Source organism: Streptomyces aurantiogriseus (assembly GCF_014649375.1).
Lineage (GTDB): Bacteria > Actinomycetota > Actinomycetes > Streptomycetales > Streptomycetaceae > Streptomyces > Streptomyces aurantiogriseus.
On the sequence record NZ_BMSX01000026.1, the window covers coordinates 72213 to 95651 of the forward strand.

The 23439-nt window shown below is 70.8% G+C and carries 20 protein-coding genes; 9 read left to right on the forward strand and 11 right to left on the reverse strand.

Features of this window, described 5'->3' with window-relative positions:
- Positions 1-90: 90 nt before the first annotated feature.
- Positions 91-426 (reverse strand): hypothetical protein, encoded by a 336-nt coding sequence (locus tag IE263_RS39465; protein ID WP_229911404.1) that lies wholly within the window; start codon positions 424-426, stop codon positions 91-93.
- A 305-nt stretch (positions 427-731) separates the two neighbouring features.
- Here IE263_RS39465 and IE263_RS39470 point away from each other — a divergent pair, with 305 nt between their 5' ends.
- Positions 732-1691, forward strand: coding sequence for a hypothetical protein (locus IE263_RS39470; protein ID WP_189942920.1), 960 nt, complete (start codon positions 732-734; stop codon positions 1689-1691).
- A 74-nt stretch (positions 1692-1765) separates the two neighbouring features.
- Here the strand turns inward: IE263_RS39470 and IE263_RS39475 are convergent, their stop codons facing one another.
- The gene (locus IE263_RS39475; RefSeq protein WP_189942921.1) at positions 1766-2275 is read right to left on the reverse strand and encodes a Rieske (2Fe-2S) protein; all 510 of its coding nucleotides are present in this window, start codon (positions 2273-2275) and stop codon (positions 1766-1768) included.
- Positions 2276-2698: 423 nt separating this feature from the next.
- Here IE263_RS39475 and IE263_RS39480 point away from each other — a divergent pair, with 423 nt between their 5' ends.
- Together IE263_RS39480 and IE263_RS39485 are read left to right on the forward strand one after the other, a co-directional pair.
- A complete protein-coding gene (locus tag IE263_RS39480) occupies positions 2699-3808 on the forward strand; it encodes a LacI family DNA-binding transcriptional regulator (protein WP_189942922.1) in 1110 nt (369 codons plus the stop codon).
- Positions 3805-4716 carry a carbohydrate kinase family protein gene (locus tag IE263_RS39485; protein ID WP_189942923.1) on the forward strand — a complete coding sequence of 304 codons (912 nt, stop codon included), beginning with the start codon at positions 3805-3807 and terminating at the stop codon, positions 4714-4716. The genes IE263_RS39480 and IE263_RS39485 overlap by 4 nt, the downstream gene beginning before the upstream one ends.
- A gap of 192 nt (positions 4717-4908) precedes the next feature.
- Here IE263_RS39485 and uvrA read toward each other — a convergent pair whose 3' ends face one another.
- Positions 4909-7938, reverse strand: coding sequence for an excinuclease ABC subunit UvrA (uvrA, locus tag IE263_RS39490; protein ID WP_189942924.1), 3030 nt, complete (start codon positions 7936-7938; stop codon positions 4909-4911).
- A 223-nt stretch (positions 7939-8161) separates the two neighbouring features.
- On the opposite strand from uvrA, the gene IE263_RS39495 reads away from it, so the two are divergent.
- Both IE263_RS39495 and IE263_RS39500 read left to right on the forward strand, forming a co-directional pair.
- Entirely contained in the window at positions 8162-8848 is a 687-nt protein-coding gene (locus IE263_RS39495) for a maleylpyruvate isomerase family mycothiol-dependent enzyme (protein ID WP_189942925.1), read from the forward strand.
- Between the two features lie 10 nt (positions 8849-8858).
- Positions 8859-9515: an MBL fold metallo-hydrolase gene (locus IE263_RS39500; RefSeq protein ID WP_189942926.1), complete on the forward strand. Its 657-nt coding sequence runs from the start codon at positions 8859-8861 to the stop codon at positions 9513-9515.
- A 334-nt stretch (positions 9516-9849) separates the two neighbouring features.
- On the opposite strand, the gene aroQ is transcribed toward IE263_RS39500, so the two are convergent.
- On the reverse strand, positions 9850-10323 hold the full coding sequence (gene aroQ, locus IE263_RS39505) for a type II 3-dehydroquinate dehydratase (protein ID WP_189942927.1): 474 nt from the start codon (positions 10321-10323) through the stop codon (positions 9850-9852).
- Positions 10324-10426: 103 nt separating this feature from the next.
- Between aroQ and IE263_RS39510 the strand changes: the two genes are divergently transcribed.
- Together IE263_RS39510 and IE263_RS39515 are read left to right on the forward strand one after the other, a co-directional pair.
- Positions 10427-11473 carry a S66 family peptidase gene (locus IE263_RS39510; protein ID WP_189942928.1) on the forward strand — a complete coding sequence of 349 codons (1047 nt, stop codon included), beginning with the start codon at positions 10427-10429 and terminating at the stop codon, positions 11471-11473.
- Positions 11474-11543: 70 nt separating this feature from the next.
- Positions 11544-12848, forward strand: coding sequence for an MFS transporter (locus IE263_RS39515; protein WP_189942929.1), 1305 nt, complete (start codon positions 11544-11546; stop codon positions 12846-12848).
- Between the two features lie 24 nt (positions 12849-12872).
- On the opposite strand, the gene IE263_RS39520 is transcribed toward IE263_RS39515, so the two are convergent.
- The 7 genes from IE263_RS39520 to IE263_RS39550 all read right to left on the reverse strand — a co-directional run bounded on the left by IE263_RS39520 (position 12873) and on the right by IE263_RS39550 (position 21662).
- Complete coding sequence (locus tag IE263_RS39520; RefSeq protein WP_189942930.1) at positions 12873-13973, reverse strand: calcium:cation antiporter; 1101 nt, start codon at positions 13971-13973, stop codon at positions 12873-12875.
- A 65-nt stretch (positions 13974-14038) separates the two neighbouring features.
- Positions 14039-14353 (reverse strand): hypothetical protein, encoded by a 315-nt coding sequence (locus tag IE263_RS39525; RefSeq protein ID WP_189942931.1) that lies wholly within the window; start codon positions 14351-14353, stop codon positions 14039-14041.
- Positions 14354-14479: 126 nt separating this feature from the next.
- Positions 14480-15481, reverse strand: coding sequence for a TerC/Alx family metal homeostasis membrane protein (locus IE263_RS39530; RefSeq protein WP_189942932.1), 1002 nt, complete (start codon positions 15479-15481; stop codon positions 14480-14482).
- A 290-nt stretch (positions 15482-15771) separates the two neighbouring features.
- Entirely contained in the window at positions 15772-17814 is a 2043-nt protein-coding gene (locus IE263_RS39535; protein ID WP_189942933.1) for a TerD family protein, read from the reverse strand.
- A 61-nt stretch (positions 17815-17875) separates the two neighbouring features.
- Positions 17876-18454 (reverse strand): TerD family protein, encoded by a 579-nt coding sequence (locus IE263_RS39540; RefSeq protein WP_189942934.1) that lies wholly within the window; start codon positions 18452-18454, stop codon positions 17876-17878.
- Between the two features lie 153 nt (positions 18455-18607).
- Entirely contained in the window at positions 18608-20755 is a 2148-nt protein-coding gene (gene uvrB / locus IE263_RS39545) for an excinuclease ABC subunit UvrB (RefSeq protein WP_189942935.1), read from the reverse strand.
- A gap of 40 nt (positions 20756-20795) precedes the next feature.
- Complete coding sequence (locus IE263_RS39550) at positions 20796-21662, reverse strand: MHYT domain-containing protein (protein ID WP_189942936.1); 867 nt, start codon at positions 21660-21662, stop codon at positions 20796-20798.
- 273 nt (positions 21663-21935) lie between these two features.
- Here IE263_RS39550 and IE263_RS39555 point away from each other — a divergent pair, with 273 nt between their 5' ends.
- Positions 21936-22808, forward strand: coding sequence for a glycerophosphodiester phosphodiesterase (locus tag IE263_RS39555; RefSeq protein ID WP_189942937.1), 873 nt, complete (start codon positions 21936-21938; stop codon positions 22806-22808).
- 73 nt (positions 22809-22881) lie between these two features.
- Positions 22882-23436, forward strand: coding sequence for a methylated-DNA--[protein]-cysteine S-methyltransferase (locus IE263_RS39560; RefSeq protein ID WP_189942938.1), 555 nt, complete (start codon positions 22882-22884; stop codon positions 23434-23436).
- Positions 23437-23439 lie beyond the last annotated feature (3 nt).

The window sequence follows — 23439 nt, forward strand, 5'->3', positions numbered from 1 at the left end:
GCCGACTCGGGTACGGCTCGGCTCGGCCCGCGGGGTCGGCGCGGTTCGGGTACCCGGTGGACCGCCCGGACCCACCCGGTGGGGCGCGGCTCAGCGGTCGATCGACCAGGCGGCATCGGGCGGCGGGGTGCCGGTGGCCAGGAGGTGGCCCACGATGCGCAGGGCCTCGGTCAGCGGCACCGTGTCGGCGTCGGGGTAGGTGTCGCACTGCCCGTTCGCGAGGACGTACCCGTCGCTGCTGCCGTCGGCACCGGGATCCACGGCGTGCTCCCCGGGATCGTCCGCTCCGTCGAGCAGGGTCACCAGCGCGCGCTCGATGTTGCTCACCACGGCGAGTGAGCGGCCGGCGGAGCTGGTCAGCCAGGTTTCCAGGCGGCCGGCCGAGATCCGTTCCCGGAGCAGGGCGGGCGCGCTCCGGGCCGTCACGGGCCCCGAACCGTCACTGAAACGCCAGGTCTCCTCCACGGCGTGAGCCTCGCACACCGGCCGGGGAGACGGACGGGGGCCTACCGGCGATCCCGGACGTAAGCAAGGGCCACGACTCGGCCGACCCTGCGTCGCGTTCCGGCACAGGTGTTGTCGGGACTTGGTCAACACGCTTCAATGCGGGGGAACTCGGGGCGGTGAAGCACGCCCTACGGATGTGAAGGCGCCCCCGCGTCGCCGGAGGCCCGGCCACCGAGACGAACGGTCTGACCAGCCGTCGTGAGCATTCACAGAAAGGCCCCTGCATGCCGCACGCCCCACACCACGCGGACGCCGCCGCCGACGTCGCCGCCGCGGACCTGGACGCGGCCCTGCGAGGCGGTCCCTTCCATGTCGCCCTGCGCGCCGCGATCGCCGCCCGGGGGCTGCCCCTGCAGCGCGTCCAGCACCATCTGTCGCGGCACGGCGTCAAAGTCGGCGTCACGAGCCTGAGTTACTGGCAGCAGGGGGCCCGGCGCCCGCAGCGCCCCGAGTCGCTGCGGGCCGTCCGGGCCCTGGAGGAGATCCTGCGCCTGCCGGACGAGTCCCTGATCCGGCTGCTCACGGAGTCCGACGCAGAGACGGCCGGCACGCAGCCGACGGGACGCTCCTACCGGTCGTTCATGGAGGCCTCGGACGTCCTGGACAAGCTGCTCGTCGAACTGGAGTGCCCTGCGGACGACGGGCTGCACACCCTCGGCCACCACGAACGGGTCCGCATCGGCTCCCGCCGGGAACTCCTGGGCCGCGAGTCACAGCACATCGTCCGCGCCCACCGCGACGGCGTCGACCGCTTCGTGGCCGTCCACCACGGCGACCCCGGCTGCGCCCCGGAGCGGATGACACTGCACGCCCTGGAGAACTGCCGCCCCGGCCGCGTCCGCCGCCACCACGCCACCGGCATCCTCGTCGCCGAGCTTCTCTTCGACATCCGCCTGCGAGCCGGCGACACCTTCCTCTTCCGTTACGGCGTGGAGGACGGCACCGCGGGCGCGTCCCGCGAGTACGTCCGCGGCTTCGGTGCCCCGGGCGGCCAGTACGCCCTCCAGATCCGGTTCGACGAGAACGCGCTGCCCGTACGCTGCCACCGCTTCACCCGGCACTCGGCGGCGGCACCGCGCGGTGGCCGTCAGGAACTGCCCCTCAGCCCGCGACACCGCTCCGTCCACCTCGTCGAGCCGCGCGTGCGGTCGGGCATGGTGGGCATCGGGTGGGACTGGGAGTGAACGGGCGCGCCGCGGTCGACGTCGTGGGCGTGGCCTGGGGGTGCACGGGCGGGCTGCGGTGACCGCCGTCCGGATCAGGTGCCCGGATCAGCGCCCGGACCCGCGACGATCCTGCCGTTCTCGGCCTTGACCGGCAGCTCGTTCAGCGGCACGGTCGCCGGTTCCCGCAGCACCTCGCCGGTCGTCGCGTCGAACTCGCTGCCGTGGCAGGGGCAGATCAGCGTCGTTCCATCAAGCTTGTTGACGGGGCATCCCGCGTGCGTGCAGATCGAGCTGTACGCCTTCAGCTCGCCGCTCCCCGACCGGCTGACCACCACGTTGTGATCCCGGTAGAGCTTGGCGCTCCCCTTCGCGACCTCGCCGTCCGCACCGAGCTCCACCGGAGCGGTAGGCGTGGCAAGCGGCGTGGTCCCACCGGTCGACGAACAGGCGACCAGCCCGAGCCCTGCGGCGGGAGCGAGGGCCGCGGTCGGTGCGAGAGCCACGGTCCGTGCGAGAGCCACCGTCCGTGCGAGAGCCACGGTCGGTGCGAGGGTCGCTCCTCGCAGGACGGTACGACGGCTCGCGGAGGGTCGGCGGGGCATGTGGGCTCCACTGTTCGGAAGGCGGTGCGGGGGTGGGCGGGGCCGGGGCGCCGTGGGGGCGCAGAGGGGTGTACGGAGCACGACGGGGGCGTGCAACGCACGGCAGGGCGCGCAGCGCACGGCAGGGCGTGCAGTGGACGGCAGGGCGTGCAGTGGACGGCAGGGCGTGCAGTGGACGGTGGGACATGCAGCGCACGAGGGTGCGTACGGCGCACCGTCGTGCGCAGGCGCACGGTGACCGTCGGCCGATGCCCCGCGCACCATACCGCCAGGGGTGCCGCCGGAGCGCGGCGGGTTGCATGGGGTTGCGAGGGATTGTGCTGACGTAAACGCTTGCGCAAGCGTTTACGTCTGGGCATCCGATGGGATACCTTCCCAGCCAGAACCAGACTCCGGACTGCCGCGGTCAAGGAAGGGGACCCGATGCCGACCATGGCCGACGTCGCACGGCACGCCGGTGTCTCCGTGGCGACCGTCTCGCACGTCCTGAACGACACCCGTCCGGTCCTGCCCCACACCCGCCAGGCCGTTCTCGACGCCATAGACGAACTCGGCTACACGCCCAACACCCTCGCCCGCTCCCTGGTGACCTCCCGCACCCGCTCCATCGGGCTCGCGGTGTCGGCGATCCGCAATCCCTACTTCACCGAGATCCTCCAGGGCGTCGAGGCCGCCGCCCTGGAGCAGGGCTACAGCCTGCTGATCGCCGATCCGCACGACGACCCCGAGCACGAACGCAAGGTCGGACGGCTCCTGCACGAGCGCCGCGTGGACGGCATGATCGTCGCGCCCTCCGCGAACCCGGGCGGGCTCCTCGCCTACCTCACCCGTCACCGCGTGCCGACGGTGCTCCTCGACCGGATCGTCGACGCCCCGGCGGACGGCACGTCCCGCTTCGACCAGGTGTGCGCCGAGAACGCCGAACCCATGGCCGGGCTGGTCACCCACCTCGCCGGACTCGGCCACCGCCGCATCGCTCTCGTCGCCGGCCTGCCCGGCCTCAGCACCACCACCGAACGGATCACCGGCTACCGGCACGGCCTCGCATCCGCCGGACTCCCCTACGACGAACGCCTCCTGGTGCACGGCGACTCCGAGTCGGCCGGCGCCGAACGCGCCACCACCGCTCTGCTGTCCCTGGCCACCCCGCCCACCGCCCTGGTCACCGGCAACAACACGATGACCCTCGGTGCCCTGCGTGCCCTGCGCGCACACGGTCTGGCCGTGCCCGACGACATCGCCCTGTGCTGCTTCGACGACTTCGCCTGGGCGGACCTGTTCTCCCCCCGGCTCACCGCGATCGCCCAGCCCAGCAAGGACATCGGCGCCCAAGCCGTCCGCGTGCTCCTCGACCGCCTCGCCGCACCCGACCGGCCCGCCCGGAACGTGCGGCTCCCCTGCGCCTTCGTCCACCGCACGTCCTGCGGCTGCGCAGACCGCCCGGAACGGCTCCACCGGCCCCTGAACCCCACAGCTGCCAACGGCCCGAGCAGTGAGCACTCCGAGTCATCCGAGAAAGGAACCGCCCCGTGATCGTCGTCGCCGGTGAGGCCCTGATCGACCTGGTACCGCAGGGCACGGGCGCCCTCGCGCCCCTGCAGCCGGCCCTCGGCGGCGGCCCGTACAACACGGCCGTGGCCCTCGGCCGCCTCGGCTCCCCCACGGCCTTCTGCTCCCGCACCTCCTACGACGCCTTCGGCGAGGCACTGCTGGACAGGCTGACGAACGCGGGCGTGGACGTGTCCGCGGTGCAGCGCGGCACAGAACCGACCACCCTCGCGGTCGCCGCGATCGACGGAAACGGCTCGGCCGCCTACTCCTTCTACGTCGAGGGCACCGCCGACCGGCTGTTCACCGTCCCGGCGGGCCTGCCTGCCGGGACACGGGCGGTGTCCTTCGGCACGTGTTCGCTCGTCCTGGAGCCAGGTGCGAGCGCCTACGAGGAGCTGATGCGGACGGCGGCGGCGCAGGGCCTGTTCACCGCGCTCGACCCGAACATCCGGCCCGGGCTGATCCCCGACGCCGACGCCTACCGGGCCCGCTTCAAGAGCTGGCTGCCCTCGGTGTCCCTGCTGAAGCTCTCCGAGGAGGACGCCCGGTGGCTGGGCGGCACTCCTCGCGAGTGGCTGTCCGCCGGCCCGTCAGCCGTCGTGATCACCCACGGCGGCGACGGGCTGACCGCCTTCACCCAGGACGGCGCCGTGTACCCGGTGCCGGGCGAGAAGGTCGACGTCGTGGACACCATCGGCGCCGGCGACACCGTGAACGCGGCCCTGCTGCACGGGCTTTCGGTGCGGGACGCCCTGTCTCCGGAGGGGCTCGCGGGTCTCGGCCGCGACGGCTGGGAGCGGCTGCTGCGGTTCGCGGCCCGCGCGGCGGCGATCACCTGCTCCCGAGCGGGCGCCGAGCCGCCGTACGCCTCCGAACTCGGCGCGCTGTAGGGACGGTTGGGCGGTCCGCATGCCGGCGCCGACGCCATCGGTGGGCCGGTGTGCGTCAGCCGCTCACCGCGCGCAAAGCCCCCGGGTCGCGCCCGTTGAGGTGGGCGCGCCGCAGGACCAGGGCGGCTGACGGGACAACGGACGGCGCCCCGCGGGGAGTTCCCGCGGGGCGCCGCACTCTCTGCGGGTTCGTCAGGCCTTGCGGGCCCGCGTCGTCTTCTTCGCGGGCGTCGCCTTCGTGGCCCCGGCCGCCTTCTTCGTCGCCGTGTTGTTGACGGACGTCGTGGCGCTCGCCGTCTTCCTCGCCGTCGCCCCGGCCGCGACCGTCTTCTTCGCCACCACCTTGCGTGGGGCCTTCAGCGGGGCCGCGTCGCTGATGCGGTCGGCGCCGAGGATCTCCCGCAGGAACTTGCCGGTGTGACTGGCGGGCACCCCGGCGACCTCCTCCGGCGTGCCCTCGGCGACGACGAGGCCGCCGCCGGCGCCGCCCTCGGGGCCCATGTCGACGACCCAGTCGGCGGTCTTGATCACATCGAGGTTGTGCTCGATGACGATCACCGTGTTGCCCTTCTCGACCAGGCCGGAGAGGACCTTCAGGAGCTTGCTGATGTCCTCGAAGTGCAGGCCCGTGGTCGGCTCGTCCAGGACGTAGACCGTGCGGCCGGTGGAGCGGCGCTGCAGCTCGCTGGCGAGCTTGACGCGCTGGGCCTCACCGCCGGAGAGGGTGGTCGCGGACTGGCCGAGCCGGACGTAGCCGAGGCCGACGTCCTTGAGCGTGTTGAGGTGACGGGCGATGGCGGGGACGGCCTCGAAGAAGTCCGTCGCCTCCTCGATCGGCATGTTCAGGACGTCGGCGATGGACTTGCCCTTGTAGTGGACCTCCAGGGTCTCCCGGTTGTAGCGGGCGCCGTGGCAGACCTCGCACGGGACGTAGACGTCCGGGAGGAAGTTCATCTCGATCTTGATGGTGCCGTCGCCCGAACAGTTCTCGCAGCGGCCGCCCTTGACGTTGAAGGAGAAGCGGCCGGGCTGGTAGCCGCGTACCTTCGCCTCGGTCGTCTCGGCGAACAGCTTGCGGATGTGGTCGAAGACGCCGGTGTACGTCGCCGGGTTCGATCGGGGGGTGCGGCCGATGGGCGACTGGTCGACATGCACGACCTTGTCGACGAGGTCGTCGCCGTCCACGCGTGTGTGCCGTCCCGGTACGTTCCTCGCGCCGTTCAGCTCGCGGGCCAGGTGCGTGTACAGGATGTCGTTGACCAGGGTCGACTTGCCGGAGCCGGACACGCCGGTGACCGCGGTGAACACGCCCAGGGGGAAGGACACGTCGATGTCCTGGAGGTTGTTCTCGCGGGCGCCGTGGACCGTGAGCTGCCGGGACGGGTCACGCGGGCGCCTGATGTCGGGTACCGGGATGGCCTTCTTGCCGGACAGGTACTGCCCGGTCTGCGACTCTGCGTTGGCGAGCAGCTCCTTCAGGGAGCCGCTGTGCACGACCTTGCCGCCGTGCTCACCGGCGCCGGGGCCGATGTCGACGACCCAGTCGGCGGTCTTGATGGTGTCCTCGTCGTGCTCGACGACGATGAGTGTGTTACCCATGTCGCGCAGGCGGACCAGGGTCTCGATCAGCCGGTGGTTGTCGCGCTGGTGCAGGCCGATGGACGGCTCGTCGAGGACGTACAGGACGCCGACGAGGCCGGAGCCGATCTGGGTGGCCAGGCGGATGCGCTGGGCCTCGCCGCCGGAGAGCGTGCCGGCCGCGCGGTTCAGCGAGAGGTAGTCCAGGCCGACGTCGACCAGGAACCTCAACCGCTCGTTGACCTCCTTGAGCACGCGCTCGGCGATCTTCTTGTCGCGGGCGTTGAGCTTCAGCTCGCCCAGGAAGTCCGCGCAGTCACTGATGGACATCGCGGAGACCTCGGCGATGGACTTCTCCATGATCGTGACCGCGAGGACGATCGGCTTCAGGCGCGTGCCCTCGCAGGTGGGGCAGGGCACCTCGCGCATGTAGCCCTCGAAGCGCTCGCGGCTGGCGTCGCTCTCGGCCTCGCTGTGTCGGCGCTTGACGAAGGGGACGGCACCCTCGAACGGCGTCGTGTACACGCGCTCGCGGCCGTAGCGGTTGCGGTAGCGGACCTCGATCTGCGTCTTGTGGCCGTACAGGAGCGCCTTCCTGGCGCGCTGCGGCAGGCCCGCGAAGGGGATGTCCGTCCGGAATCCCAACGCGTCCGCGAGGGCGCCGATCAGCCGGCCGAAGTAGTCCTTGGTGTGGCCGTGCGACCAGGGGTGGATGGCGCCCTCGTCGAGGGACTTGTCCTCGTCGGGAACGATCAGCTCGGGGTCGACCTCCATGCGCGTACCGATGCCGGTGCACTCGGGGCAGGCGCCGAAGGGCGAGTTGAAGGAGAAGGAGCGCGGCTCCAGCTCCTCGAAGGACAGGTCGTCGTACGGGCAGTACAGGTGCTCGGAGTACATGCGCTCGCGCTCGGGGTCGTCCTCGGGGAGGTCGACGAAGTCGAGCACGACCATGCCGCCGGACAGGCCGAGGGCGGTCTCGACGGAGTCGGTGAGCCGGCGCTTGGCGGACTCCTTCACCGTGAGGCGGTCGACGACCACCTCGATGGTGTGCTTCTCCTGCTTCTTCAGCGTGGGCGGGTTGGAGAGCTGGATGGTCTCGCCGTCCACGCGCGCGCGGGAGTAGCCCTTGGTCTGCAGGTCGGCGAAGAGGTCGACGAACTCGCCCTTGCGCTCACGCACCAGCGGCGACAGCACCTGGAAGCGGCTCCCCTCCGGCAGCTCCAGGACCTTGTCGACGATGGCCTGCGGCGACTGGCGCGAGATCGGACGACCGCACTCGGGGCAGTGCGGCTTGCCGATGCGCGCGAAGAGCAGACGCAGGTAGTCGTAGACCTCGGTGATGGTGCCGACCGTGGAGCGCGGGTTGCGCGAGGTCGACTTCTGGTCGATCGAGACCGCCGGGGAAAGGCCCTCGATGAAGTCGACGTCCGGCTTGTCCATCTGGCCGAGGAACTGGCGGGCGTACGAGGAGAGGGACTCCACGTAGCGCCGCTGCCCCTCGGCGAAGATCGTGTCGAAGGCCAGCGAGGACTTGCCCGACCCCGACAGGCCCGTGAAGACGATGAGCGAGTCGCGTGGCAGGTCGAGCGAGACATTCTTGAGGTTGTGCTCGCGCGCGCCACGGACGATGAGACGGTCGGCCACGCCGGTCCGCACCTTTCTTGAGAGAAGTGACAGGGGCGGGGCCCCCGTCTTTGTCAGCCTAGGGGGAGCCACTGACAACGCCGGTCCGGATTCACCGGTTCACAACAATCCCCGGCCTTCCAGCATGCCCGACGCCGCCCCCGACCATATAGCACGTGCTTTCGATTTGCGGGCGGGGTCCGTCACCTTCACCCGAAGGGGTGGCGGAGCTAGGGTCAGCACCATGACTGATCACGCTCATGACCTGGGGACTGTACGTGAAGCGACCGAGCGACTGCTCACCGCAGTCGCCAAGCTGGCCGAGGCGGCGGTGACCGAGCCGTCACGGCTGCCCGGCTGGAGCCGGGGCCACATCCTCGCCCACCTCGCCCGCAACGCGGACGCCCTGGTGAACGTCCTCGAGGGCCGGCCCATGTACGCCGACGCCGCCACCCGGGACGCCGACATCGAGCGGGACGCCCCGCGCCCTCTGGACGTGCAGCTGGCGGACGTGCGGGAGAGCGCGGCCCGCTTCCAGGAGGCCGGTGCCGCGCCGGCGGACTGGTCACGCACCGTGGAGCTGCGCAACGGGGTCACCGACTCCGCGTCCCGGGTGCCCTTCCGGCGCTGGGTGGAGGTCGAGCTGCACCACGTGGACCTCGGCATCGGCTACGAGCTGGAGGACCTGCCGGCGAAGTTCACCGAGCGGGAGATCGACTTCCTCGCGGAGCGGTTCACCGGGCACCCCGACGTGCCGCCGACCCGCCTGACGGACGGCACGCGCGCGTGGCACACCGGCCGGGAGGCCGACGGCCCCGAGGTGACTGTCACAGGGTCCCGTGCCGACCTTCTGGGCTGGCTCGCCGGGCGCCGCGACGGATCGGGGCTGACCGTCGACGGCGGGCCTCTCCCAGCCCTTCCCCCGCTATAGGCTGGCGGTCATGACGTACAGCGGAGAGGTGACGGTCGGCGGCCCGGCGGATGTGCACGAGCTCAAGGACCTGATGATCACCAAGATCGCGGTCGGCCCGATGAACAACAACGCCTATCTGCTGCGGTGCCGGGCCACGGACGAGCAGCTGCTGATCGACGCGGCCAACGACGCGGAGGCACTGCTCGGCATGATCGGGGACGACGGCATCGCGTCCGTCGTCACCACCCATCAGCACGGCGACCACTGGCAGGCGCTCGCCGAGGTCGTGGCGGCCACACGCGCGCGTACGTACGCCGGCCGGGACGACGCCGCGGGCATCCCCGTGCCGACCGACGTGCTGGTCGACGACGGCGACGTCATCCGGGTGGGGAACGTGGAGCTCACCGCGCGCCACCTGGTCGGGCACACGCCCGGCTCGATCGCCCTCGTCTACGACGACCCGCACGGGCATCCCCATGTGTTCACCGGCGACTGCCTCTTCCCGGGCGGCGTGGGCAACACGCGCAAGGATCCCGAGGCGTTCGCCAGTCTGATCCACGACGTCGAGACGAAGATCTTCGACGTGCTCCCGGACGAGACCTGGGTCTATCCGGGACATGGCAACGACACCACCCTGGGCGCCGAGCGTCCGCACCTGCCGGAGTGGCACGCGCGCGGGTGGTGAGTGTCCCGTGCGCCTGCAGTGGCGCACGGTGCACCGAAAGGGGGCGTGCGTCGACGAACGCGCGCCCCGTGTGAATGGCGTGCACGCGCCGGTGCCCCGCGCGCGCTCCCCGCGTGCTTGGTTGCGCGCTCAACTGGTGGTAGCCCCGCGCGGGATGACGGCTCCCGCACGGATTGGGCCGCCGGTCTTCGTTCCCCGCCCTCGGCCGGCGGCCCAGGCGCGTTCTTCCGGCCGTGTTCACGAGACTGCAACACCCGCTCCCACCATGCGGACCGTTGATGAGAAGGCGGCCGCCACGCCGTCCGGTTCGGCTCGCCTGCCCCGACAGGGGCGCTCACGCGTCGGCCTGCGCCGCCCCGGCCAGCGCGGCGACCCGCTCCACGCCGAACACGTATCCCTGCACGCCGCAACCCGCGATGACGCCGTCGGCGCGCAGGGAGACGTAGGAGTGGTGCCGGAACGACTCGCGCCGGTGGATGTTGGAGATGTGGACCTCCAGCACCGGCAGACCGTCGCAGGTGTTGAGCGCGTCCAGAATCGCGACCGAGGTGTGCGAGTAGGCGCCCGGGTTGATCACGATGCCGCAGTGGTTCAGGCGCGCCTCGTGGATCCAGTCGACCAGAACGCCCTCGTGGTTGGACTGCCGGAAGTCCACCGTGCCGCCGTGCGCGGCCGCCGCCTTGACGCACATCTCCTCGACGTCGGCGAGGGTGTCGGCCCCGTAGATCTCCGGCTGGCGCTGCCCCAGGAGGTTCAGATTGGGGCCGTTGAGAATCATGATCGGGGCGTTGGCGAGGGTGCGGGGCACGGTTCCTCCGGTCCGTTCGTCGTGGAGCGGCCCGTCAGGAGCCGCTGCTGGCACCCGGTTTATCACGGTGAAACAGCGCGGCAGGAGACCCTACCCTCCCAGCATGACCACACCGTCGTACCCTCCCAAGCCCTCGCCCGGTGACCGCATAGCCGTCCTCTCGCCGGGCGCCGGCCTGCCGGAACTCTTCCCGGTCCCCTACGAACTGGGCCTGGAACGGCTGCGCAAGGAGTTCGGCCTCGAGCCCGTCGAGTACCCGACGACCCGCAGGATGGGCGCGACGCCGCAGGATCGGGCCGACGACATCCACGCGGCCTTCTCCGATCCCACCGTCAAGGCGGTCATCGCGTCCATCGGCGGCGACGACCAGATCACCGTCCTGCCGCTGCTGGACCGCGAGTTGATCCGGGCCAACCCGAAGCCGTTCTTCGGGACGAGCGACAACACCAACTTGCTCGCGTTCCTGTACAACACCGGAATCGTCGGCTACCACGGCGCGACCGTGATGGTCCAGCTCGGGCGGCCGGTGGCCATGGACGCGCTCACCGCGGACTCCCTGCGGGCGGCCCTGTTCACCTCGGGCGAGTACGAGCTGCGCCCCGTCGAGCGCTGGAACGACGTCGACCGCGACTGGGCCGACCCGGCGACCTTCGAGGCGGAGCCGGAGACCCGGCCCGCCACCGGATGGACCTGGCGCAATGCCGACCGCGTGGTCGAGGGCCGCGGGTGGGGCGGCAACCTGGAGATCCTCTCCTGGCTCCTGATGGCCGACCGCGAGATCTCCCACGACCTGTCGGTGTATGACGGCGGCGTGCTGTTCCTGGAGACCTCGGAGGAACTGCCCAGCGGCACGGAGGTTTACCGGATCCTGCGCAACATGGGCGAGCGCGGCCTCCTGCAGCGGTTCTCCGCGCTCCTGATGGCCCGCGCCAAGACCTGGTCCTTCGAGCGCCCCAACAGCCCGGAGGAGGGCGCCCGGTACGCCGCGGAGCAGCGCGAGGCGGTACTGCGCGCGCTCGAGGCGTATGCGCCCGACACCCTGGCCGTCTTCGACGTGGACTTCGGTCACACGGACCCCCAGATCGTCCTCCCCTACGGAGGGACGATCCGCGTCGACGGCCCGGCACAGCGCATCACCGTCACCTACTGAGCCCCGCGACCCGGGGGCGCGACACCGTGCGCCCCCGTAACTCGCGGTCACGGTGGGTAGTTGACGCGGCATGCACGACGTACGCACCGTAAGGGCACCCTCCATGCCGCGACTCGCTGCCGCCTCCCTCGCGGGGACGGCCATCGAGTTCTACGACTTCTTCGTCTACGGGACCGCCGCGGCACTCGTCCTGGGGCCGCTGTTCTTTCCGACGTTCTCGCCGCTGGCAGGCACGCTGGCCGCCTTCGCGACGTTCGGCGTGGGCTTCGTGGCGCGGCCCCTGGGGTCGGTGCTCTTCGGGCACATCGGGGACCGGCACGGACGCCGGCCGGTCCTCGTCGTCTCCCTGCTGCTGACGGGCGGCGCGACGGTCGCGGTCGGTTGCGTGCCCACGTACGACTCGATCGGGGTGACGGCTCCCCTGCTGCTGCTCGTCCTGCGTTTCCTGCAGGGGCTGGGGCTGGGCGGGGAGTGGGGCGGCGCCGTCCTGCTGACCGCGGAGCACGCGCCCGCCGAGCGGCGGGGGCTGTGGTCGAGCTTCCCGCAGGTCGGGCCCGCGGTGGGGTTCGTGCTCGCCAACGGGGTGGTGCTGACGCTGTCGGCGACGCTGACCGAGGCGCAGTTCGCGCAGTGGGGGTGGCGGGTGCCGTTCTGGGCGGCCGGTGTGCTGGCCGTGCTCGGGTTGTGGCTCAGGTCCTCGCTCCCGGAGAGCCCGCGGTTCCTGGAGATCGACGACCACGCGCGCGTGCCGCTCGCCGAGGTCGTGCGCTCCCACTGGCGGCTCGTCCTGCTGACCGCCGGCGCGCTCGCCGTCGGGTACGCGATCTTCTACGCCGTGACGACGTGGTCCCTCGCGTACGCGACGGAGCGGCTCGGGGTGAGCCGTACCGTCATGCTGGCCTGCATCATGGCCGCGGTCGTGGTGAAGGGGGCTCTGACGCCCTTGGCGGCCGCGCTCGGTGACCGTTTCGGCCGTCGGCCGCTGTGCCTCACCGGGTGCGCGGCGGCCGCCTTGTGGATGTTCCCGATGGTCGCGCTCCTGGCGACCGGTGAGCCGTTGCCGATGTTCCTGGGCTTCCTGGGGGCACTGGTCGCGTTCGTCACCATGTTCGCCGTGATCGCGGCGTACCTGCCGGAGCTGTACGAGCCGCGTGTGCGCTGCACGGGCGCGGCGGTCGGCTACAACCTCGGCGGTGTCCTCGGGGGCGCGCTCACGCCCATCGTGGCGACCGCCCTCGCGGAGCACGGAGGGCGTGTGCCGTGGGGCGTGGGCGCCTATCTGACGGGTATCGCGCTGCTCAGCCTCGGGTGCTTCGCCCTCCTGCCGGAGACCCGTCCGGCGCCGGTGGTCGCGCCGGAAGCGGCTGCGGGCTGACGTCTGCGGGCGGCTGTGCGACCGCTACGGATTGATGGCCAGCTCCAGGTATGCGGCGAACACCACCAGATGCACCCCGCCCTGGAGCGGCGTGGCCCTTCCCGGCACCACCGTCAGCGAACTCACCACCACGGTCAGCGCGAGCAGCACCATGTGGGTGGCGCCCAGGCCGAGGACGAGCGGGCCGGAGAGCCAGACGGAGGCCAGGGCGACGGCGGGAATGGTCAGGCCGATGCTGGCCATCGCTGAGCCGAGCGCCAGGTTGAGGCTGGTCTGCACCCGGTCGCGGCGGGCGGAGCGCAGCGCAGCGATGGTCTCGGGCAGCAGCACGAGCAGCGCGATGATCACACCGACGACGGCGTGGTGCAGGCCGGCGGCCGCCACCCCGGACTCGATCGTGGGCGAGACGCCCTTGGCGAGGCCGACCACGCCGATCAGGGCCAGGGCGAGCAGCCCCAGGCTGATCAGCGCCGTCCGGGAGGACGGCGCGTCGGCGTGGTCGTCAGCGGTGATCACTTCGCCCTGCCGGGTGATCGGCAGGAAGTAGTCGCGGTGCCTGACGGTCTGGGTCGCCACGAACAGGCCGTAGAGGATCAGCGAGGACAGTGCGGCGAAGGTGAGCTGCACACTGGAGAACTCCGGTCCCGGCTTGCTGGTGGTGAAGGTCGGCAGGACCAGGCTGAGCGTGGCCAGGGTCGCCACGGTCGCCAGGGCGGCGCCGGTGCCCTCCGGGTTGAAGATCGCCGTGCCGTGGCGCAGCGAGGCGACGAGGAGGCACAGGCCGACGACGCCGTTGCAGGTGATCATCACGGCGGCGAAGACGGTGTCCCTGGCGAGAGTCGAGCTCTTCTCGCCGCCGTCCGCCATCAGTGTGACGATCAGGGCGACCTCGATGACCGTCACGGCGACCGCGAGCACCAGGGAACCGAAGGGCTCACCGACCCGGTGCGCGACGACCTCCGCATGGTGGACCGCGGCCAGGACGGCTCCGGCGAGGACCCCGGTCACCAGCGCGACGGCCACTGCGGGCAGGTCGCGGCCCCAGGTCAGGGCCAGCAGGACGACCGCGAGCACCGGCACCAGGGACGTCCACCGGTCGGTGAGCGACCTGAGCCGAGCGATCATGCCGCGATCCTCGCAGAGCGGTACAGGCTTCGCATTCCGGCTCGTTGCGGCAGGCGCGGCCGCTCTCACGTCAGCCGGGTCGCCTCCTGGACGTCGCAGTCGGTGAAGGACGGCGGCCTGGTACAGAGCGCGGCCATCTGCTGCGCGAACTTGCCCGTCTCCGGGTCGTCGCTGTTGCGCATGGCCTCCTCGTAGGAGTCGAACTCCACGAGCACGAGGTAGCGGTTCGGCTGGTTCCTGTCCTTGAGGACCGTGCGGTGGCCGGGCCCGCCCTCGCGGCCGGCGAGGCGCTGGTTCGTCTCCTCGGCCAGCGCCCGCATCTCCTCGATGCGGTCGGTCTCGAAGTCGATGATCTGCACGAACTTCGTCGATGCTCCCATGGTGCCCCCACCCGGTGCCGGCGTCCCCGACGGGAACGCTCAGCACCCAACGGAACCACCAGGAGCGGTGGTCGGCAATGCGCCGAGCACCGCTCCCGGGGATGGTTGTCCCTACGCCGTCCGTGGTCAGACGTCGATGCTGTCCTTCGGAGCGCCTTCGCTCTCCGTCTGCGCCTCCTCGGCCGCCGCCTGCTTCCGGGAGGCCCGCAGGCTGGTGATCGTGGTGACGACGAGGACGGCGCAGATGACGCCGAGCGAGACCGGGATGCTGATCTCGGGGACGTGGACCCCGGACTCGTGCAGCGCGTGCAGCACCAGCTTCACGCCGATGAAGCCCAGGATGATCGACAGGCCGTAGCTGAGGTGGACCAGCTTCTTCAGCAGGCCGCCGATGAGGAAGTACAGCTGCCGGAGACCCATCAGGGCGAAGGCGTTGGCCGTGAACACGATGTACGGGTCCTGCGTCAGGCCGAAGATCGCGGGGATCGAGTCGAGGGCGAAGAGGACGTCGGTGGTACCGATCGCCAGCATCACGACCAGCATCGGGGTCATGACCCGCTTGCCGTTCTGCTCGATCCACAGCTTCGTGCCGTGGTAGCGGTCGGCGACACCGAACTTGCGCTCGGCGGCCTTGAGCAGCTTGTTCTCCTCGTACTCCTCGTCCTCCTCGTCGGCCCGGGCCTCCTGGATGAGCTTCCAGGCGGTCCAGATCAGGAAGGCGCCGAAGAGGTAGAACACCCACGAGAAGCTGGCGAGGATCGCGGCGCCCGCGGCGATGAAGATCGCCCGCAGGACCAGGGCTATGAGGACACCGATGAGCAGGACCCGCTGCTGGTACTGCGACGGGACCGCGAACTTCGCCATGATCAGGACGAAGACGAAGAGGTTGTCGACACTGAGCGACTTCTCGGTGATGAAGCCCGCGAAGAACTCACCGGCGGGCTGTCCGCCGCCGAAGAGCAGCAGGCCCAGCCCGAACAGTCCGGCGAGGACGATCCAGACGACGGTCCAGATGCCGGCTTCCTTGATCGACACGTCGTGCGGCTTGCGGCCGATGAAGAAGTCGACCGCGATGAGGGCGGCCAGGCCCACGATGGTCAGGACCCACAGGGTCATCGAAACATCCACTGCGCCTCCGGCAGTACGTAACGGCAGGTAATCAGCGTCGTTGCGCTGCCGGAGGTCTCTTCCACCCCGGGTCCCGGCGCGCAGCACGCGCGTGGAACCACACGGGCCGACGCCCCGGGATCTGGCTTGATCCGTATTGACGGGTACGCCGCAGCAGACAGGGAGTACTCCCCTCCGTACGAAAGACAGTACCCCAATCGCCAAGGATTGGTAAAGCGATTGGCAAAAGAAAGATCAAAAGCGCTGGTCAGGGGCGCTTTACGGATGCTTGGTAAACGCGTGGGCGCGCGTCACCGGGGCCCGGTGCGGCGGTCCGTTGCGACCTGGGTGAGGACGTGCTGGAGCACCTGGCTGGCGGGGGGCACGAGCGCCGGTTCGTACGTCCAGGCGTGTCCGACCCAGGGGTCGGCGAGGTGGTCGTCGGGGACCGGCGTCAGGCGCATCAGCCCGCGCCACAGCGGATCCAGCAACGGACCGTAACCGGCGGCGTCCTCGCGGTCGGCGACCATCATCAGGTGGACGCCGACGGCGGGACCCTCGTCCGCGAGGTAGCGGAGCTGGGTCACGGCACGGTCGTCGAAGCCGTGCGGGAAGTCGTTGACGACCAGGAGCTGCTGGGACGTGTCGAAGCCGGGCGGGAGCGAGTCGGCCGCGCCGCCACGCACCGCCATCTGCACCAGGTCCACGCGCTGGGTGAGCCGGCCCAGAACGTCCGCCACGCCGGCCGCGCCGGCGGCGGGCGGGCCGGCGAGCACGCCGGTCTGCACCAGTGGTGCCAGGGCCTGCGCACCCGAACCCGCCGGGTCGATGACGTGCACCGTGAACTCGCCCGCCGGATGAACCGCGAGCAGCCGGGCCAGGTGCGCCACGGCCGACTCCATGGCGAGGCGCCGCAGGTCATGGGAGTCGGCGAACGAGCCGTCGGACGAGCCCGATCGCCCGCTGTCGATCCACAGACCGCGCTCGAGCGGGAGGCGGACCAGCATCGGTATGCGCAGTCGGTCGCTCTCGGGCAGGTGGAGGTCGCCCAGCCGCAGGGCCATGGGCATCTCCGTGGGGACGTGGTAGGCGTGCCAGACGGGGTTGTCCCAGCGAGCGTACGCGGGCGGCAGCGCCGGCTCGACGACGTCGGCCTCGGCGGCGAGCTGGGCGAGGTCCCGGTCCAGGACCTGCCGGGCCTGGTCGACCAGCTGCGTGTGCTTGGCACGGGCCCTCTCGCGGGCCGCGTCACCCTGGCCACCGATCCGGCTGCGCGGGTCGGAGAGGACGTCGTCGAGCTCCTTCTCCATGCGTGTGTCGGCGAAGTCGACGGCGCTGCGGTACGCGGCCGTGGTGCGGGCCAGATCCTCGAACATGCCCCAGACCTGGTTGTAGAGCCGCTCCTCCATGGACCAGCCGGTCGCATCGCCGGCGACGGGCTGCGCGGGCTGCCCCGGCTGGGCCGGGGGTGCGGTGGGCGGGGGCGGCGGGGGCGTGTTCTGCCGGCGTGGGTGGCTGTAGTCGATCGGGCCGCCGGTGGTGGGCGGTGGCGCGGCCGCCGGAGTGGTGGTCGGCGGGTCCGTCGGAGCGGGTCCCGCGGGGTACCCGGCCCCGGGGTCCGAGGGGCCTTGAGGCGTTTGCGCGCCGTGGCCCTGGGCTCCCGCGTACGGACTGCCGGTGCCCTGAGGGCCCTGCCCGCCGTAGGGGGAGCCGCTCTGTTCCGGGCCGAGGGCGGACGCGGCCGCCTGCCGCGAGCGGTCGCCGTCGGCCGTACGCGGCGGCGGGGCCGGTACCGCGCGGGCCAGCCCCTGGGCCACGGCTTCGTCGATGCCCGCCGCGAGCTGGTGTGCCTGTGGCAGGCCCTGGTCGGTGAGGAGTTGGGCGAGGCCGCCCGCGTAGCCCTGGCCGATCGCGCGGACCTTCCAGCCGCCCTGGCGCCGGTACAGCTCCAGGGCGACGACGGCCGACTCGGTGTCCAGGCCGGTGATGGTGTAGCTGGCGACCTCGGTGCCGTCGAGGCCGGTGACCGCGACGAAGGGGGCGGCGAGGGAGCCGAAGCCGACCGGTCTCCCGACGCCCGTGGGCAGGGCGAGCAGGATGCTGACGCGGTGCACGCCCGCCGCGACGGCGTCCAGGTCCACCGCGAGGCGGTGGTCGGCGGCCGCCTGCCGGGAGACTTCGAGACCGGGCAGGATGGGTGTGCCCGGGTGGGCCACCCACTCCACGCCCTGGATCTTGCCGCTCTCGTCGCTGAGCGTGGCCCCGGCCACGATCGGCGCGCCGGCCGAGACCCTGATCTCGAGGCGGGCCTGGGAGAGCGGGTGGTTCTGCCCCCGCACCAGCTCGGCCGTCATCGCCTGTCGTCCCCCTGTGTCGCGTGTGGTGTTGTCGTGTGCCGCTCGCCCCCGACCGGACCTACAGCGCCGGCAGGATCGCGGGCATCAGGTCCTGGAAGGTGCGGCCGTTGGCCGGGGCGCCGAGGGCCGTCATGTTCCAGCCCGCGCCCACACGGTGCACCTTGGCCATGATCTGGGCCGTGTAGGCGCCGCCGCCCGCGAGCGTGTAGCGCGCGAGCTCCTGGCCGTTGGTCTCGTCGACCAGGCGGCAGAACGCGTTCTGCACCTCCTGGAACGTCTGGCCCGTGAAGGAGTTCACGGTGAAGATGATCTGGTCGATGTGGACCGGGACGCGGGACAGGTCGACGAGGATCGCCTCGTCGTCGCCGCCCTGGCCGACACCGCCGACGAGGTTGTCACCGGTGTGGCGGACGGAGCCGTCGTCGCTCACCAGGTGGCGGAAGAAGACGACGTCGACCGGCTGCTTGTCCGCGAACAGAACGGCGGAGGCGTCGAGGTCGATCTCCCGGGTGCGGGAGCCGAACAGGCCGCGCCGGGGGGCCGCCTGCCAGCCGAGACCCATGCGCACCGCGGTCAGGCTGCCTCCGTCGTTCTTCTGCAGACTGATGGCCTGACCCTTGGTCATGTTGACGGTCACGCGCTGATTCCCCTCTCGAACTGTCCCCTGTTGCCGCGGACCCCGCGGTTGACGAAAACCCTACGCAAGAGCACTGACAGTGCCGTACCCAGGTCCGCACTTTGTGTCGTTCTTGCAACACAGTGCGTACGGCTGCCGGGCCCGGCCGGTCCGTCAGGCCAGACCGGCCTCCTTCATCTGGCGCAGTTCCTTCTTCATCTCCGCGACCTCGTCGCGCAGTCGGGCCGCGACCTCGAACTGGAGGTCCGCCGCGGCGGCCCGCATGCGCTCCGTCATCTCCTCGATCTGCTCGGCGAGTTCGGCGGCGGGGCGGTCGGTCGGGACCGTCTCCTTGGCCTTCGCCTTGGCGGGCTTGGTGGCCTTCGCGCCCTTGGCCGCCTTGTCGCCCAGGGAGGGCACCGGAGGCTTGGTGCCCCGGCCGTCCTTCTTGGCGCGGTAGCCCGAGCCGAGCAGCTGCTCGGTGTCGACCTCCTCGCGGGCGATCTGCGCGACGATGTCGTTGATCTTCTTGCGCAGCGGCTGCGGGTCGATGCCCTTCGCCTTGTTGTAGGCGATCTGCTTCTCCCGACGGCGGTTGGTCTCCTCGATGGCCCGTTCCATGCCCGGGGTGATCTTGTCGGCGTACATGTGGACCTGGCCGGAGACGTTGCGCGCCGCGCGACCGATGGTCTGGATCAGTGAGGTACCGGAGCGCAGGAAGCCCTCCTTGTCGGCGTCGAGGATCGCCACCAGGGACACCTCGGGCAGGTCGAGTCCCTCCCGCAGGAGATTGATGCCGACCAGGACGTCGAACTCGCCTGCGCGCAGCTCGCGCAGCAGCTCGATGCGGCGCAGCGTGTCGACGTCACTGTGCAGATAACGCACCTGGATGCCCAGCTCCAGGAAGTAGTCCGTGAGGTCCTCGGCCATCTTCTTGGTGAGCGTGGTGACCAGGACACGCTCGTCCTTCTCGACCCGCTGCCGGATCTCGTGCACCAGGTCGTCGATCTGGCCCTCGGTGGGCTTGACGACGACCTCGGGGTCGACGAGGCCGGTGGGGCGGATGATCTGCTCGACGACGCCGTCCCCGCGCGAGAGCTCGTACTTTCCGGGCGTCGCCGACAGATAGACGGTCTGCCCGATGCGCTCCTGGAACTCCTCCCACTTCAGGGGACGGTTGTCGAGGGCGGAGGGCAGGCGGAAGCCGTGGTCGACGAGGGTGCGCTTGCGGGAGGCGTCACCTTCGTACATGGCGCCGATCTGCGGGACGGTGACGTGGGACTCGTCGATGACGAGCAGGAAGTCGTCCGGGAAGTAGTCCAGCAGGGTGTTCGGCGGGGAGCCGGGCGAGCGGCCGTCGAAGTGCATCGAGTAGTTCTCCACGCCGGAGCAGCTGCCGATCTGGCGAAGCATCTCGATGTCGTACGTGGTGCGCATGCGCAGGCGCTGGGCCTCCAGGAGCTTGCCCTGCTTCTCCAGCTCCGCCAGGCGCTCGCCCAGCTCCTTCTCGATGTCGTTGACGGCCCTTTCCAAGCGCTCGGGGCCGGCGACATAGTGGGAGGCCGGGAAGACGTACAGCTGCTCGTCGTCGCTGATGATCTCGCCGGTGAGCGGGTGGAGGGTGGAGAGGGCCTCGATCTCGTCGCCGAACATCTCGATGCGTACGGCGAGCTCCTCGTAGACCGGGAAGATCTCGATGGTGTCGCCGCGCACCCGGAAGGTGCCGCGGGTGAACGCCATGTCGTTGCGCGTGTACTGGATGTCCACGAAACGGCGCAGCAGCTCGTCCCGGTCGATCTCCTCGCCGACCTTGAGGGGAACCATGCGGTCCACGTACTCCTGCGGAGTACCGAGGCCGTAGATGCAGGAGACCGAGGCGACCACGACGACGTCGCGGCGGGTGAGCAGCGAGTTGGTGGCGGAGTGGCGCAGGCGCTCGACCTCCTCGTTGATCGAGGAGTCCTTCTCGATGTAGGTGTCCGACTGCGGGACGTACGCCTCGGGCTGGTAGTAGTCGTAGTACGAGACGAAGTACTCGACCGCGTTGTTCGGCAGCAGCTCGCGGAACTCGTTCGCCAGCTGGGCGGCCAGGGTCTTGTTCGGCGCCATCACGAGCGTGGGGCGCTGGAGCTTCTCGATCATCCACGCGGTGGTGGCGGACTTGCCGGTGCCGGTCGCGCCCAGGAGGACCACGTCCTTCTCACCGGCCCCGATGCGCTGGGCCAGCTCGGCGATGGCCGTCGGCTGGTCGCCGCTGGGCTGGTAGGGGCTGACGACCTCGAAGGGCGCCACCGTGCGTTCGATGTGGGAAACGGGCCGCATGCCATCCACCGTACGACCCCCCACTGACAACGGGGCCCGATCAGCGGTTCTGCGGGGTCCTGGGCTCGTGGTGGACCAGCTTGCGGCGGGTACGCGGCGGGACCCGGCGGACGGAGTGCGGGGGGTGACTGTGGGCGGGGACGCCCGGCTTGTGCTCGGCGCGGGTCCAGTCGGGCCTGCCCATGACCATCAGCGGGTCGAAGAGGACGACGACGCCCGCGAGACAGAGGAAGGCGAGGGGACCGATCAGCATCGGTGCGAGCAGACTTGCGGGAGAGTCGCCCGGGGACGGTGTGCCGGTGGCGTGGAGATGGACGTTCACGGCGGCCATGCCCGTGTAGTGCATGCCGGAGACGGCCAGGCCCATGACCAGGCTCGCGCCCACGCTCCACAGGAAGCCCCTGACCTGTCCGGCGGCCCACAGGGCGGCGGTGGCGGCGGCCATGGCTATGGCGACGGAGACGGCCACGGTGAGCGTGTTGTACTGCAGGTTGCCGCTGAAGCGCATCCCGGCCATGCCCAGGTAGTGCATGGAGGCGATGCCCAGACCGGTGATGGTGCCCCCGGTGAACAGCGCGGTGCCCGTGGCGCCCTTGTAGCCGACTATGAAGATCCCGATGCCCACCATGACGATGGCGACGCCCAGGCTGGCGTAGGTGGTCGGTTTGTCGTAGTGGATCGGGGCGCCCGCGATCGTGAAGCCCATCATGGCGATGAAGTGCATGGTCCAGATGCCGGAGCCGATCGCCGCCGAGCCGAGGGCGAGCCATCCGGGGCGCCAGGAGTGGGCGACGAGCAGGGCTCTGGTGGTGCAGCGCAGGCCGAGGGCGCCACCGAGGCAGGCCATGAGGTAGGCCACCAGCGGTGTGACGAGTCCGTAGCTGAATCCGTCGACCGTGCCGTGCATGCGCGGTTGCCCTTCCGCCCTGTTGCTGGATCCCTGAAACGCGCCCCCTCCCAGGACGGCGCGAACGGCCAGGGGTGACGCAGAGAGTATGACCCCCACCGGAATGGTCGAACGATTTTCCGGCAAAGAAACACGGCCTTGCCCCACATGTGCGGCACCGGTGAGCGGGGCCGGGCGTCTCCTTTCATTCAGTGGTCATCCTGCACTTCCCCGTCGTTGACCGTCTGCTGTCACAGTTGAGCTGTACGTGATCGCTCGTCGCGAGGAGTACGCATGCACGCGCGTGCAGTTGCCGTCACGGCCACCGCGCTCCTGGGCGCCGTCGCCCTGGTGCCCCCCGTCCACGACGCCCGAGCCGGCATCGGGCCCCGGCCCGAGGTGATCGCCCACCGGGGCGCTTCCGCGCAGGCTCCCGAGAACACCCTGGCAGCCGTCGACGCGGCGGCCGGCCTGGGTGCCCGCTGGGTGGAGAACGACGTCCAGCGCACCAAGGACGGCGAACTGGTGGTGATCCACGACGACAGCCTCAGCCGTACGACCGACGTCGAGGAGGTCTTCCCCGGGCGTGCTCCGTGGAAGGTGAAGGACTTCACCGCGGCCGAGATCGCGCGGCTCGACGCGGGGAGCTGGTTCGGCTCCGCGTACGCGGGCGCGCGCGTGCCGACACTGAAGGAGTACGTCCGCCGTGTCGAGCGTCACCATCAGAAGCTGCTTCTGGAGATCAAGAATCCGCAGTTGTATCCGGGGATCGAGCAGCAGACCCTCAAGGTGCTCGGCAACGAGGGCTGGCTCGACCGGCAGCACCTCACCGGCCGGCTGATCGTGCAGAGCTTCAGTGCCGACACCCTGCGGACCGTCCACGACCTGAAGCCGGCGGTCACGACCGGACTGCTGGGCAAGCCGTCCGCGACGGCCCTGCCCGGCTACGCGCGCTTCGCCGACCTGATCAACCCCTCGTACGCGTCCCTCTCCCGGGACTACGTGTCAGCGGTGCACGCGGTGACGGGGCCGCACGGGAGGCCGCTGGAGGTCTTCGTCTGGACCGTCGACCACGCCTCCGTCGCCCGGACCGTGGCCGGGTACGGCGTCGACGGCATCATCACCAACCGGCCGGACGTGGTGCGGCGGGCCCTGGTCCGGCCCTGAGCTCCGGCCGCTGCTGGGCCCGGGCCCACCGCTGTCCGGGGCGTTGTCAGTGGCAGGCCGTACGGTGGGGCGCATGGACAGCCATGGGCAGGACGAGCAGCAGGTCGTGTGGACCGTCGTCGGCACCGCCATCGGTCCGCTGCTGCTGGCCGCGACCCGCGAGGGCCTGGTCAACGTCGTGTTCCACGCCGGCGAGGCGGTGCGCGACAAGGCGCTCGGCCGCCTCGCGGAGCGGCTGGGCGCCGAGCCGGTGGAGGCACCCGGCTCCCCGCTGCTGGCCGAGGCGATACGCCAGGTCGAGGCCTACTTCGCGGGTGAGCGGCGCGACTTCGAGCTGCCCCTGGACTGGTCGCTGATCTCCGGCTTCAACCGGCAGGTCCTGCGTGAGCTCGCCTCCGGCGTCCCGTACGGGGCGGTCGTCGGTTACGGCGATCTGGCGAAGCGGGTGGGACAGCCGGGGGCCGCGCAGGCGGTGGGGACGGCGATGGGTGCCAATCCCCTGCCGGTGGTCGTGCCCTGTCATCGGGTCGTGGAGAGCGACGGCGGGATCGGCGGCTTCGGGGGCGGCCTGGAGACCAAGCGCAAGCTGCTCGCTCTGGAGGGGGTACTGCCCGAGCCGCTGTTCTGAGGT